15 protein-coding genes and 1 pseudogene are annotated in these 12334 nt (G+C 68.7%); 13 read left to right on the top strand and 3 right to left on the bottom strand.

Annotated elements, in window-relative coordinates; genetic code table 11:
- Positions 1-86: 86 nt before the first annotated feature.
- Complete coding sequence (locus SGFS_RS06605) at positions 87-1556, top strand: purine-cytosine permease family protein (RefSeq protein ID WP_286248407.1); 1470 nt, start codon at positions 87-89, stop codon at positions 1554-1556.
- Positions 1553-2122: a cysteine hydrolase family protein gene (locus tag SGFS_RS06600; RefSeq protein WP_286248405.1), complete on the top strand. Its 570-nt coding sequence runs from the start codon at positions 1553-1555 to the stop codon at positions 2120-2122. The genes SGFS_RS06605 and SGFS_RS06600 overlap by 4 nt, the downstream gene beginning before the upstream one ends.
- On the opposite strand, the gene SGFS_RS06595 is transcribed toward SGFS_RS06600, so the two are convergent.
- Complete coding sequence (locus tag SGFS_RS06595; RefSeq protein WP_286248402.1) at positions 2098-3363, bottom strand: alpha-L-fucosidase; 1266 nt, start codon at positions 3361-3363, stop codon at positions 2098-2100. The genes SGFS_RS06600 and SGFS_RS06595 overlap by 25 nt on opposite strands.
- 231 nt (positions 3364-3594) lie before the next feature.
- Between SGFS_RS06595 and SGFS_RS06590 the strand changes: the two are divergent.
- Positions 3595-5865, top strand: a pseudogene (locus SGFS_RS06590) (carbohydrate binding domain-containing protein); the annotation flags it as partial.
- Positions 5866-5893: 28 nt separating this feature from the next.
- Here SGFS_RS06590 and SGFS_RS06585 read toward each other — a convergent pair.
- Positions 5894-7228, bottom strand: coding sequence for an integrase (locus SGFS_RS06585; RefSeq protein ID WP_286248401.1), 1335 nt, complete (start codon positions 7226-7228; stop codon positions 5894-5896).
- A gap of 430 nt (positions 7229-7658) precedes the next feature.
- Positions 7659-8075: a hypothetical protein gene (locus SGFS_RS06580; protein ID WP_286248399.1), complete on the bottom strand. Its 417-nt coding sequence runs from the start codon at positions 8073-8075 to the stop codon at positions 7659-7661.
- A 188-nt stretch (positions 8076-8263) separates the two neighbouring features.
- Between SGFS_RS06580 and SGFS_RS06575 the strand changes: the two genes are divergently transcribed.
- From SGFS_RS06575 to SGFS_RS06530, 10 genes are all read left to right on the top strand, one after another.
- Positions 8264-8515 (top strand): helix-turn-helix domain-containing protein, encoded by a 252-nt coding sequence (locus tag SGFS_RS06575; protein ID WP_286248397.1) that lies wholly within the window; start codon positions 8264-8266, stop codon positions 8513-8515.
- A gap of 1 nt (position 8516) precedes the next feature.
- A complete protein-coding gene (locus SGFS_RS06570; RefSeq protein ID WP_286248395.1) occupies positions 8517-8795 on the top strand; it encodes a hypothetical protein in 279 nt (92 codons plus the stop codon).
- Positions 8796-8895: 100 nt separating this feature from the next.
- On the top strand, positions 8896-9291 hold the full coding sequence (locus tag SGFS_RS06565; RefSeq protein WP_286248393.1) for a hypothetical protein: 396 nt from the start codon (positions 8896-8898) through the stop codon (positions 9289-9291).
- Positions 9288-10019: a hypothetical protein gene (locus tag SGFS_RS06560; protein ID WP_286248392.1), complete on the top strand. Its 732-nt coding sequence runs from the start codon at positions 9288-9290 to the stop codon at positions 10017-10019. Before SGFS_RS06565 ends, SGFS_RS06560 begins: the two co-directional genes overlap by 4 nt.
- Positions 10016-10573: a hypothetical protein gene (locus SGFS_RS06555; protein WP_286248391.1), complete on the top strand. Its 558-nt coding sequence runs from the start codon at positions 10016-10018 to the stop codon at positions 10571-10573. Before SGFS_RS06560 ends, SGFS_RS06555 begins: the two co-directional genes overlap by 4 nt.
- A complete protein-coding gene (locus SGFS_RS06550) occupies positions 10570-10794 on the top strand; it encodes a hypothetical protein (protein WP_286248390.1) in 225 nt (74 codons plus the stop codon). Before SGFS_RS06555 ends, SGFS_RS06550 begins: the two co-directional genes overlap by 4 nt.
- Positions 10791-11141 (top strand): hypothetical protein, encoded by a 351-nt coding sequence (locus SGFS_RS06545; protein WP_286248389.1) that lies wholly within the window; start codon positions 10791-10793, stop codon positions 11139-11141. The genes SGFS_RS06550 and SGFS_RS06545 overlap by 4 nt, the downstream gene beginning before the upstream one ends.
- Positions 11141-11365 (top strand): hypothetical protein, encoded by a 225-nt coding sequence (locus SGFS_RS06540; protein ID WP_286248387.1) that lies wholly within the window; start codon positions 11141-11143, stop codon positions 11363-11365. The genes SGFS_RS06545 and SGFS_RS06540 overlap by 1 nt, the downstream gene beginning before the upstream one ends.
- Positions 11362-11856 carry a hypothetical protein gene (locus tag SGFS_RS06535; protein ID WP_286248385.1) on the top strand — a complete coding sequence of 165 codons (495 nt, stop codon included), beginning with the start codon at positions 11362-11364 and terminating at the stop codon, positions 11854-11856. Before SGFS_RS06540 ends, SGFS_RS06535 begins: the two co-directional genes overlap by 4 nt.
- 112 nt (positions 11857-11968) lie before the next feature.
- Positions 11969-12313 (top strand): hypothetical protein, encoded by a 345-nt coding sequence (locus SGFS_RS06530; RefSeq protein ID WP_286248381.1) that lies wholly within the window; start codon positions 11969-11971, stop codon positions 12311-12313.
- Positions 12314-12334: the final 21 nt, after the last annotated feature.

Below are 12334 nucleotides of genomic sequence, written 5' to 3'. Positions count from 1 at the left end.
CCGCCCCGACGCCTTCTTGACGCCTCTGACCGGCACATCTACGGTCCCCTGGACACGATCGGCGAGATCGGACAGACAGGTCGACGATGACGGACTTCCCCACCGCACACGACACCGCCCCGGTCCGGCCCCTCCAGGTGGAGACCCACGGCCTCGACGTGATCGCCGACGCCGACCGCAAGGGCACGCCGCGCACGCTCTTCTGGCCCTGGTTCGGCGCCAATGTCTCCATCCTCGGCCTGAGCTACGGCGCCTTCGCGCTCGGCTTCGGCATCTCCTTCTGGCAGGCACTGGTCGCCGGAGTGCTCGGCATCGTCTTCTCGTTCCTGCTGTGCGGCTTCGTCGCGGTCGCCGGGAAACGCGGCTCGGCACCGACGATGGTGCTCAGCCGGGCGGCGTACGGGGTGCGCGGCAACCGGCTTCCGGCGGTCGTCTCCTGGCTGCTCACCGTCGGCTGGGAGACCGTGCTGTGCGCACTCGCGACGATGGCCACCGCCACGGTGTTCGACCGGCTCGGCACCGGCGGCGGCACCGGCACGAAGGTCATCGCCCTAGTCCTGGTCGCCTCACTCGTCGTCCTGGTCGGTGTGATGGGCTTCGACCTGATCATGCGTTTCCAGACGGTGATCACCGTGGTGACCGGCGTCCTCACGGTCGTCTACGTCGTCCTCGTCGCCGACCACGTCCACTGGGCCGCCGTCAGCGCCGTACCCGCCGGTTCCGCCCAGGAGTTCATCGGTGCCCTTGTCTTCATGATGACCGGCTTCGGCCTCGGCTGGGTCAACGCGGCGGCCGACTACTCCCGTTATCTGCCGCGCGACTCCTCCGGTCGGGGCGTCGTCGGCTGGACCACCTTCGGCGCCTCGCTCGCCCCGCTGCTCCTGCTGCTCTTCGGCCTGCTCCTCGCGGGATCCTCGACCGAACTCGACGAGGCCGTTGCCGCCGACCCGATCGGCGCGCTGACCACGATCCTGCCGACCTGGTTCCTGATCCCGTTCGCCGCCGTCGCCGTGCTCGGTCTGGTCGGCGGCGCGGTCCTCGACATCTACTCCTCGGGCCTGGCCCTCCTCGCGGCGGGCCTGCGCGTGCCCCGCCCGGTGGCCGCGCTCGCCGACGGCGTCCTGATGATCGCGGGCGCCGTCTACATCGTCTTCGTCGCCGACGACTTCCTCGGCCCGTTCATCGGCTTCCTCACCACCCTCGGCGTCCCCATCGCCGCATGGTGCGGTGTCATGCTGGCCGACCTCCTCCTGCGCCGCCGCGACTACGCCGACGAGGACCTGTACCGCCCGGACGGCCGCTACGGCGACCTCCCCCTGCAACCCCTGCTCCTCACCCTCGCCGCGACCGCGTTCGGCTGGGGCCTGGTCGTCAACACCTCGGCGAGCTGGCTGAAGTGGCAGGGCTATCTCCTCGGCCCGCTCGGGCTCGGCGGCAGGACCGGGGCCTGGGCGTACGCCAACCTGGGGGTGCTGCTGGCGCTGGCGCTCGGGTTCGCCGGCACTCTGGTCCTGGGGCGCGGACGGGTAAGGGCACAGGAGAACGCGCAGGTATGAGCAGACGGGTACCGGGCCTGCTCGCCGTCATCGACATGCAGCGCGTCTTCGCCGAGCCGGACAGCCCCTGGGCGTCCCCGCGCTTCACCGAGGCCGCGACCGGCGTACGACGCCTGCTGCCCGCCTTCGCCGACCGGACCGTCTTCACCCGCTTCGTCGCCCCGGCCGAACCCGAGGGCGCCTGGCGCGCGTACTACGACCAGTGGCCCTTCGCCCTCCAGCCCCCGCACGCACGGCTCTGGGAGTTGGTAGATGAATTCGCGGCCACCGCACGGGACGTGATCGCCGCCCCCACTTTCGGCAAATGGGGCCCGGAGCTCGCCGCCCGCCTCGGCCCGGACGGGCGGCTGGTCGTCGCCGGGGTCAGCACCGACTGCTGTGTCCTGTCCACCGCCCTCGCCGCCGCCGACGCGGGCGTCGAGGTGCTGGTGGTCGCCGACGCCTGCGCGGGCGCCGACGACGAGTCCCACGCCAAGGCCCTGGACGTACTGGACCTGTACCGGCCCCTCGTCCGGGTCGTCACCGTGGACGACGTGCTCGGTCAGTCGCGCCCCGCGCCCCGGTAGAGGTCCAGCTCCCCGTCCAGTTCGACGGCCAGCACGGTCGCGTACGGGTCGAGATCGGCCTCCCCGGGCGCGTCGATCCAGGTCACACCGGGTACGGCGTCCAGGCCCCCGGTGACGTGGTGACCCAGCTCGGCGCCGGTGCCCAGGACGGTGACCCGCTCGACCCGATTCCGCAGGCCCCGTACGGACACGGTCTCGCGTGGCGTGTCGAAGCACATCAGATACAGGGTGCGCCGGTCGGCGGACAGGGTGCTGGGGCCGTAGTGGTGCCCGGCGGGCAGCCCGCCGACCGTGGCGTACACGGCGTCGGAGTGCCGGGCGATCCATGCGCCGAGGCCCTCCATGCGTTCGATCTGCTCCTCGGGGATCGTCCCGTCCTCGCGCGGCCCGGCGCCGAGCAGCAGATTGCCGCCCATGCCGATCGTCTCGGCGAAGTACCGCACCAGCTGACGGACCGACTTGAAGTCGCGGTCCTGCGGGCGGTGGCTCCATGAGTCGTTGATCGTGAGGCACAGCTCCCACGGGCCGTCAGGAGCCTGCAACGGGGCGCCCTGCTCCGGTGTGGCGTAGTCGCCGTGGCTCAGCATGCGGCCGTTGAGGATGGTGTCCGGGTTGCCCGCGAGGATGAGCTCGGCCAGCTCGTCCATCCGCCACTGCTCCTCGGTGCGCTCCCACTCGCCGTCGAACCACAGGATGTCGGGGCGGAACCGCTCGACCAGTTCGCGGACCTGCCCGTCCCGGTAGGCGAGGTAGCGCGCCCAGGCCTCGGGGTCCTCCTTGCCGGGCTCGGCGTGCGAGTAGTGGTTGGGCGGGACGATGTGCGGACCGGGGTGGCGTTCGGTCGCGTACTCCGGGTGGTTCCAGTCGGAGTGCGAGTAGTACAGACCGACCTTGAGGTCCCGGGTGCGCAGCGCGTCGACGAAGCCGGTGACCAGGTCACGGCCCGCCGGGGTGTCCCGGACCACGTCGAGATTGCGGTGGTCGGTGTCCCACAGGGCGACCCCGTCGTGGTGCCGGGCGGTGAGCACCGCGTACCGGGCGCCGACCCGGGCGAACAACTCGGCCCAGGCGTCCGGGTCGTAGCGCGATGCGGTGAAGCCGTCGAGCTGTTCCATGTACTGCTCGTGTGTCATCTCGCCCGTGTAGAAGGACCAGGACTCGGCGGCCCCGCCCACGGCGTACACGCCGTAGTGGATGAACACGCCCAGCTTGGCGTCGGGAAACCAGGGTTGCATCGGCATGCGCCCACGCTAGGCGCGCGCCCCGCCCGACGCGTGGGCCCCGGTCACCACTGCTGGTCGATTCTCACCATGGCTCCGCCGAACTGTGAGATCCCTTTACGTGGCTGTCATGTCCCTGTAGCTTCCGCGCTGCAAGGGCTTTCAGGAATTTGCCGGTTTTTCTTGCAGAGTCCGTGCAGAGCCCGCTGTATCGCGCAACTCCCCACACCCCGGCCCGCATTGGAGACGCCCATGAGATCCGTGAGACGTAGGACACCGCCCTGGCTGCGACGCCCGTTCGTGGCGTTCGTGGCGGCGACCGGGCTGCTCGGCGCGCTCGCGGGGACACCGGGAACGGGCGCCGACCGGATGGCGACGGCCGCCGACACCGCCAACACGGCGACCGTCTTCTACTACACGAAGACCAAGAACTGGTCGTCGACGTACCTGCACTACGCCCCCGACGGCGGCTCCTGGACCACCGTGCCCGGCACCAGGATGGAGGCCGCCTGTACGGACTGGGTGAAGAAGACCGTCGACCTCGGCTCTGCCACGGGCCTCGCGGCCACCTTCAACAACGGCAACGGCACCTGGGACAACAACGGCGGCGCCAACTACGCGCTCGGCACGGGCGACATCACCGTCAAGGACGGCGTGATCGCCCACAGCGACCCCTGCGCGGACACAGGCCCCGTCGAGGGCAACAAGGCGACCGTCTACTACTCGACCGCGACGACCGGCTGGACCACCGCCAACATCCACTACCAGCCCGCCGGCGGTTCCTGGACGACCGTACCCGGCGTCGGCATGGAGACCGCCTGCACCGGCTGGTGGAAGAAGACCCTCGACATCGGAACGGCCGGCTCGCTCAAGGCGGCCTTCAACAACGGCAACGGCGTCTGGGACAACAACAACAGCGCCGACTACACCATCCCGACCGGCACCACCACCGTGAAGGACCGCACGGTCACCAAGGACGCCAAGGACCCGTGCGCCGTCGAGGCCCCGGACACCGAGGCCCCGACCGCCCCCACCAAGGTCACCGCGAGCGCCACCGACACCTCGATCGTGGTGGGCTGGGAGGCGTCCACCGACAACAAGGGCGTCACCAAGTACCAGGTCACCCGCACCGGCGGCACCAAGGGCACGGTCGTCACGGACGTCGGCTCAACGGTCCTCTCCGACACGGGACTTGAGGAAAAGACCGCCTACACGTACACGGTGAAGGCCGTCGACGCGGCCGGCAACACCTCGCCCGCCTCCGCCGAGGCCAAGGCCACGACCGGCGAGAAGGCCCCCGCGCCCGCCACCGGCACCCCCCTCGGCACCGACCCCCGCAAGGACCCCATCTACTTCGTCCTCACCGCCCGCTTCCACGACGGCGACACGAGCAACAACCGGGGCGGCAGCCAGCACACCAAGTCCGGCAACGCCGCCGACAACGACCCGATGTTCCGGGGCGACTTCAAGGGCGTGGTCGACAAACTCGACTACATCAAGGCGCTCGGCTTCTCGGCGGTCTGGATCACCCCGGTGGTCCTGAACCGCTCCGACTACGACTACCACGGCTATCACGGCTACGACTTCTACAAGGTCGACCCCCGCCTGGAGTCGGCCGGTGCCAGCTACCAGGACCTGATCGACGCGGCCCACGCCAAGGGCATGAAGATCTACCAGGACGTCGTCTACAACCACAGCTCCCGCTGGGGCGCCAAGGGCCTGTTCACCCCGACCGTGTACGGCGTCCGGGACTCCCAGTGGAGCTGGTACTACGACGAGAAGAGCGAGGGCTTCGAGTACGACGGCCTGACCGTCGAGCCCAAGTCCGGGAAGTCGTACTACAACGGCGACCTGTGGTCCACGGCCGAGCCTTCCGGCAACACCTGCGTCAACTGGGGCAAGCCCACCGGCGGCAAGAGCGCCGAGGGCTACACGCTCTACAACTGCCAGTGGCCGAGCCCCACTTCGGGCATGTTCCCCAAGGCGTACTACCACCAGTGCTGGATCGGGAACTGGGAGGGTGAGGACGCGCGCTCCTGCTGGCTGCACGAGGACCTCGCCGACTTCAACACCGAGAACACCACCGTCCAGAACTACCTGATCGGCGCCTACAACAAGTACATCGACATGGGCGTCGACGGCTTCCGCGTCGACACGGCCGTCCACATCCCGCGCGTCACCTGGAACCGCCGCTTCCTGCCCGCCATCCAGGAGCGCGTCACCCAGAAGTTCGGCGCCGAGGCGGCCCGGAACTTCTTCGTCTTCGGCGAGGTCGCTGCCTTCGTCAACGACAAGTGGAACCGGGGTTCGGTCAACCACTCCGCGCAGTTCTACACCTGGAAGGAGCGCAAGGAGTACAGCGCCGACGACGAGAAGGCGGCCATCGAGCAGTTCGACTACGAGAACGGCCAGGGCACCGGCAACCAGCCGACCTCCACCAACGCCTTCCTGAACGGCAACAGCTACCACACGCCCGACCACAGCCGGTTCTCCGGCATGAACATCATCGACATGTCGGTGCATGACGGTCCGAACCGGTCCTGAGCTGGGGCTACTTGCCGTCCAGTTCCCCGGATGGGAGAGGGCTGGGAAAAGGAGGCTGCCACATGCCCCGCTCCGGCCCCATGAACTTCTCCCAGCGTTCCTGCAACGTCTCCACGATCCGCAGCTCCATGCCCGGAGTCAAGTTCCCGTACAAGCCCTCCAGGCCGGCCACCTCGTGGCCCATGCGCGTCTCGACCGCCACCCGGCCATGGCCGTCCTCGTCGAGCCACTCCTTGTGGCCGTGGCGCAGCAGATAGATCCGCTTTCCCGCCATCGCCTCGACCTTGGGAATCTCCGCACGGCGGAAGTCGTGACGCCCCGCCCTCTCCTTCGCCCCGTCGCGCATCGGCTTCCAGTAGTCGCGGGTCCACTGCGACCCCATGGCCTCGCCGCCCAACGCCGGGAACATCCACGGCGAGTCGTGCGAGCGCAGGAGCGCGCAGTGCATCTCGTGGAGGAACGGCGGCAGCACCAGGTTGCGGTAGGACTCGTACTTCGGCTCGATGAGACGCCTGGCCCCGTCCACGTACTGCATCTGGTTCTGCACCCGCAGGGCGGGCATCTTGCCGTACCTGTCGAGCAGCTCTTTACGCAGCTCCGGGTCGGGTTCGTTCGCCGGCCAGTTCACCGAGGCGTACTCGCGGCGCATGCCCCACATCTCGCCTGGCGGGCGCATGGCCGTGAAGGCGATGGTCCAGATGTACGTCCAGCCAGTGAAGCCCCACACCGTGTAGGCGTTGGAGGCCAGCTGGTGCAGGACCGCCATGTCCAGGGGGCGCTTCTTCTCGCGGCTCTTCTTCTTGTACCGTCCGCGCCGCGGCTGTGCGACGACCGGCGACTCCGTGCGCAGCTTGTACTTGGTGACGGCGTCCTTCATGAGGAGGCTGAACAGGCTGAGCAGTGAGTTGCAGTGGTACTCGGACAGGCCGCCGGCTGCCACCTCGGCGCGGAGGCTCTTCTTCCATGCCTCGTATTCCCAGGTGGTGATGTCGCCGACCGCGTGACGGCCCCAGTAGGGGATGATGCGGGCGTTGAGGCGGGTCTTGTATCCCTTCATGGAGATGGGCCGGAGATCTTGTGCCTCGTGCCAGAGCCAGCAGTACCTCTCCATGAGGGTCTTGCTGTCCGCCCGGCGGATGTGCTTGCCGTGGCGGACTTCGTACTCGCGGTCGAGGCCGTAGTTGTAGGCCTCGTCGTCGTCGTCGAAGGGGACGCCCGGGGCGGGGCCGGAGGCGCTCTCGTACTTCTTGCGCCGGGTGGCCTTGCCCGTGCTGTCGAGGTGGTACTCGCCGCTCCACCACTTCACGCGGATCGAGTTGCCGCGCATCTCGACGTAGGGCATGGCTTCTCCCTTGGGCTGGTGCTGGCGCGGGTCCGGCAGGTACCCCTACCGCCGGGACTCCGCGGCCGGTTGTTCAGGTGCCGAGCCAGCAGCCCCGGCATCCTTCACAGTCTCCTCCTGCACGCTTCACGATCTCTCGCATCGAGCGTCTGGCTTCGTTGCTCGTCTCGATCTCGGGAGGCGCTACACAGATCATTCTCCCATCGGCGGGTCCGGCCCATCCTGCAAACTCAGGTCCGACATCGACTATGGACAGAGTGCTCCGCACAACTGGTCCCCCTTCCGGGCTGGGTGGGGAACCCCCAAGGTGTGGCGAAAATTTTGCCACGATCAGGGCCGGTTGGGACCTTGTGGGACCGAAGTGATGTGGGGAAATTCGCTGCCGTGGCCGTGAAAGCAAAAGGTTGTACGCCTTTCGGCTGAACTTCCCTTAGATCACGCCTCGCTCACGGAGCTGCTCTGCTACGCGCTCGTTGAGGTCGAGGATTTTCTCGGCGGTGAGCTCTCCCTTGATGCCCAGAGCGGCGTGGGTGACGGCATCGCCGACCACGCGGGCCAGTTCCGTCTTGGGCAGGATCGCGATCGCCACGTCGGGTGCTTCGTCGGCCCGCTCGACCGGGAGTGGGTCGTTGCCGCTGAGGATGCGCTGACAGCTTCCGACGGCCCACTGGAGCGCGGTGTCGATTCCGGCGTAGGAGCGGTCCCATACTTTCAGGCCCGCCTCGACGCGTTTCCATGTGTCCTTGGAGATGCCGCCGAGCTTGGCGGCAGGCTCAACGCCGAGCCGTAGCTCGGTCCGTCGCTTCTGTACGAGTACCGCGAGGTGCTCGTGGCCGGGGCTGGTCATGCGCCCATCTTCGCAGGACCCGCTAGGACCAGCTAGGACTGGGCCAAAGGAGTCCGGAACGTGGCGCCTTCGGTGCACAGAGTGACCGAAACGCCGAGGTCGCCCCACCCTGACCGCAGCGGCCAACTTGCGCGCACATCCGCTAACTTTCGCTAGACATGGTCGCGAACTTCCGCTAGCTTCGAGGCATGGAACAACCCCCTCCCACCTTCCAGGTGAAAGGGGCGGAAATCCGCAAGCTCCGCATGCAGGCAGGGCTGAGCACCGACGAGATGGCCAAGAAAGCGCTCATAAGCAGGCGCTACCTCAACCACCTCGAAAACGGATACCGCACCCGCATGAGACCCGGTCCCTACCAGCGGCTCCGCACTGCGCTCGGCCTGCCGGCCGACTCCACCCGACTCCTCGGACCCCCAGAGGACCCACCGCAAGAGAGGTGACATGTCCCCCCGACGGACTGCTCCCCCCAGGCAGCTGGATCGCTTCTACACCGTCAAGCAGGCAGCCAAGTGGCTCATCCCGCCTGACCCGGACAACCCCGACGAAGAGAGCAGCGAGGCCGGTGAACGCTGGCTCCGCGACGGCGTCAACCACAAGGGCTGGCCGCACCACCGCTTCGGCCGCCGGCTGATGTTCAGCGAGTCCGACCTCGCCGAGATCGCGCAGTGCCACCGCAACGCCCCCACCCGCGCCGGACGCCCGCGGCGCCTCGCCGCCTAGTGCGGCTTGAGCCCCAACCGTCGGCCGTCACCGGCAGCCGGGGCCCCGCGGCCTAGCCGCAGATCCACCCCTCACCACTCCGAAGAGAAGAGGCAGATCTATGCCTGACATCATCCCACCCGCCACGTCGAGCGTCAGCAAGCCGACCGCCTTCGACACGCTGATGTCGCTGCTGGAGTCGGGCGTCGAGTCCCGCCAGCAGGCGATCGTGGCGGTCGCCGAGTTCCGCAGCCAGGTAGAGCGCGAGGAGCGCCACCGGGTCGCGAAGGACGCGCTGATCCAGCTGCACGAATACGACGAGCTGATCTTCGGCGGCTTCTACTGCATGTACTGCACGCCGGACGACGCGGACGACCCGGACCAGAACGTGTACTGGCCGTGCCCGCCACTGCGGGAGATCGGTGTCACGGAGGTCGACGCGATCGTCCTGATCAGCGGTAGCCGCGCGATGATCGAGACCCGCCACCGCGTCACCCCCAAGGGGGATGCGGCATGAGCGAGCACGCAGAGATCGCCCGCCACTTCAGCAACGACTTCGCCGAGGCGACCCTCACGGTTCAGCGCGAGGACGGCCTGCACCGGCACATCGAGTTCGCCGCCCCCAAGTCGATGAACCGCCTCGTCCTGGTGACGTGGCCGTACAACCTGCTGGTCGCCGGGAGCCACGGTTCTTACCACTTCGAGCGGTACGGCCAGGACACCGAGGACATGTTCGCCTGGCTGCGAGGCCTGCGGGTCGACGCGGATTCGTGGTCGTCGAAGCTGGTCAACGGCCACTACTCGGTGCGCGAGTACGACCGCGACCGGCTGGTGGGGCAGGTGAAGGAGCGCGTCGCCGAGGCGATCCGGGACGACTGGGCGCCGCACGGTCTTCGTGCCGCCGTCCGCGAGGAGATCCTCGACAGCCACCTCCTCGACAACGAGGGCACCGCCCTCCAGCTGGTCAGCGAGTTCGAACACGGCGTGAAGTACCGCTCCGAGTGCTCGTGCGGCAAGGGCGCGGACCACGACGACTACAGCTCGGCCGTGTGCTGGAACGCCCTCACACACAAGGGCAAGGGCGACGACCACAAGGTGAGCATCCGTCGCACCGCCGGCTTCGACTTCGACGACTTCACCGAGTGGCACATCCACAAGCTCGGCTACCACTTCGTCTACCAGTGCCACGCGGTCGTGTGGGCCATCGGCCAGTACGACGCCGCCCGGAAGGCGGTGGCCGCGTGAACGCCGCCGAGTTCAACGCCCTCTACCCGGTCGGTACACCGGTCCTGGCTTACCCGGGCGCCCGCCCCGAGGACGACTCGAACGATGAGCGCCTCATCACCCGCACCCGTAGCCGTGCCTCCGTGCTCGGCGGCCACACCGACGTCGTCTGGGTCGAGGGCCACAGCGCCTGCATCGCCCTGAGCCACGTGGATGTGGTGTCGGAGTCGGTGTTCGAGGCGGCGCTGCTGGCAAACGCGGTGGCTGCGCAGGGCGCTTTGCCGATGCCCACGCGCCCGGCGCGGTCAGAGCTGGAGCAAGTCTCCGAAGAGATCGCGCGCTTCGGGATCTACGGCGCTGCGCTGCCTGCGGCAAGGGCGTTGGTGAAGCGGGCCGACGAGTTGGTAACCGAGAACGCTCAGCTGCGGGCCCGTCTCAGCGCTGTCCTCGATATCTGCGACCGCGAGCAGCGGAACGCGATGCGGTGGGAGAACCCGATCCCGGTTCCAGATTGGGTGGGGCCGGTACAGCGTGCCGCGCTCGGCGACGACAAGCGGCAGGCGGTGGCCCGGTGACCCGCCCGATCGAGCAGCTGGACGTGGACCTGCACGCCCTCATGGCGAACATCGCCGCCGACACCCTGCACGCCGCCGCGGCCCGCAGCAACTCCCCGTCGGACCGGATCGCCTACGCCCTCGACGAGTGGCTCGTCCAGCACCCCGAGGCGCCGGTCAGCACGAACGCGGACTACCCCGGATGGACCCCCACCACGACCGCGCCGAAGGAGGCGTCGTGACAGCGACCGTCATCGAGGTACTGCCCGTCCGTCCGCGCAAGGCATCCGCGGCCCGACGCCGACGCCACCAAGCCCGCCTGTACCACCGGCTGAACCAGATCGTTCCCGGCGCGGCCACCATCCTCATCACACCCCTGTGGACCGACGGCACCGGCCGCGAAGAACGCCACTACCTGGCCCGCGCCCTCACCCCCGACGGGCGGGTCCTCAAGTTCCAGGCTGGTGGGTCCAGGCAGATCACCGCGCTGCTGCAAGGCGCCTACCCGGCTGCGGACTGGGACCACCCGCAGACGTGGACCGCGGCCACGAACCAGCTCACCGACCGCACCAGCCCGGACGCGGCGTGATGGGCGGCCGGGACGTCACCGTCGCAACCCTCGGACCGTGCCTGGTCAGCATCACCCAGCAGCGGGCCGCAGCTCTGCACGTCGCCGACCGCATCGGCGCCCAGCACCCGGATCAGACGGCGGCCGAACTCGCCGCCGACCCCGACACCCAGACCGAACTCTGTGACGTCCTGGCCGCCCTCGGAATCCGCACCGACCTGATCAGCAAGGAGCCCGTGACGTGACCGGCATCCTGCGCCGCCGGCGCGGCACCGGCAGCCACCGAGCCGATGACCGCATCGCCGAACTCAAGGCGGCCTACGAGCAGCAGCTCGCCGAACTCCGCGAGGAGAACGTGGCCATGCACAACCGGCTCGCTGGCGCAGACGACTTCTTCATGATCCAGGACCAGTACCTGACCAACCTCGAGGCCGACGTCCGCCAGCTCACCGCGCAGGTCGCCGAAGAGCAGGGCGCGCACGCCGCCACCCTGGCCGAACTCGAAACCCGCGACCGGTGGATCGGCGACCTCCAGCGACAGGTCGCCGAGGTGAAGCGGCGACTGGAGATCCGCGTCCTCGCCGAGAACGTCATCGGTCAGACGCAGGAGATCCCCGTCGAGGAGATCCGGCGGCACTGCGCCCCGGTACCGCTGCACCAGTCGCCGATGCCCCGCCGCGACCCGGCACACGTACCCGCCTGGGCACACCGCGACGGGCCCGAGCCAGCCGCCTGACCGGCTGGCGTGCGGTGCACCGTCCCGCACCGACCAGCCCACCAACGCACGAACCCCCGAGCGCTCACAACGCCCGGGGATCCGACCACCAGCATCCCACGAAGGAGCAGCAGTGCTGCACACCGAAGAACTGCCCACCTGCCCGATCCTCGGCGCGCCCGACAACTACCACTTCGAGGGCCACTGCGAAGACTGCGACATCAAGACGCTGTCACGCCTGAACCTGGGCCAGGTTGAAGACCGCTACCACGACGGGCGCACCGGGCAGGGCCAGTTCGAGGCCTACATGCACGTGTGGGCCACGCTCTCCCCGCACAAGGGCCGCGCCGAATGGCGCGAGACACCGAAGGACCCCGACGTGCGCCGCATCGCCCGCAAGTTGCTGGCGGCCCGCCACTTCGAGATCCCTGCAGACCTCATCGACGTGCAGCCCGCCTCGTTCCGCCCCGCCGCCTGACCGCCACTTCCTGGAGACCAC

This window comes from Streptomyces graminofaciens, assembly GCF_030294945.1.
Lineage (GTDB): Bacteria > Actinomycetota > Actinomycetes > Streptomycetales > Streptomycetaceae > Streptomyces > Streptomyces graminofaciens.
Note: the sequence above shows the minus strand (reverse complement) of the source record. Positions and strands in the feature narration are given on the sequence as shown.

Coding starts and splice junctions, on each gene's coding strand:
- SGFS_RS06605 (WP_286248407.1), top strand. CDS start 87: ATGACGGACTTCCCCACCGCACACGACACCGCCCCGGTCCGGCCCCTC.
- SGFS_RS06600 (WP_286248405.1), top strand. CDS start 1,553: ATGAGCAGACGGGTACCGGGCCTGCTCGCCGTCATCGACATGCAGCGC.
- SGFS_RS06595 (WP_286248402.1), bottom strand. CDS start 3,363: ATGCCGATGCAACCCTGGTTTCCCGACGCCAAGCTGGGCGTGTTCATC.
- SGFS_RS06585 (WP_286248401.1), bottom strand. CDS start 7,228: ATGCCCTACGTCGAGATGCGCGGCAACTCGATCCGCGTGAAGTGGTGG.
- SGFS_RS06580 (WP_286248399.1), bottom strand. CDS start 8,075: ATGACCAGCCCCGGCCACGAGCACCTCGCGGTACTCGTACAGAAGCGA.
- SGFS_RS06575 (WP_286248397.1), top strand. CDS start 8,264: ATGGAACAACCCCCTCCCACCTTCCAGGTGAAAGGGGCGGAAATCCGC.
- SGFS_RS06570 (WP_286248395.1), top strand. CDS start 8,517: ATGTCCCCCCGACGGACTGCTCCCCCCAGGCAGCTGGATCGCTTCTAC.
- SGFS_RS06565 (WP_286248393.1), top strand. CDS start 8,896: ATGCCTGACATCATCCCACCCGCCACGTCGAGCGTCAGCAAGCCGACC.
- SGFS_RS06560 (WP_286248392.1), top strand. CDS start 9,288: ATGAGCGAGCACGCAGAGATCGCCCGCCACTTCAGCAACGACTTCGCC.
- SGFS_RS06540 (WP_286248387.1), top strand. CDS start 11,141: ATGGGCGGCCGGGACGTCACCGTCGCAACCCTCGGACCGTGCCTGGTC.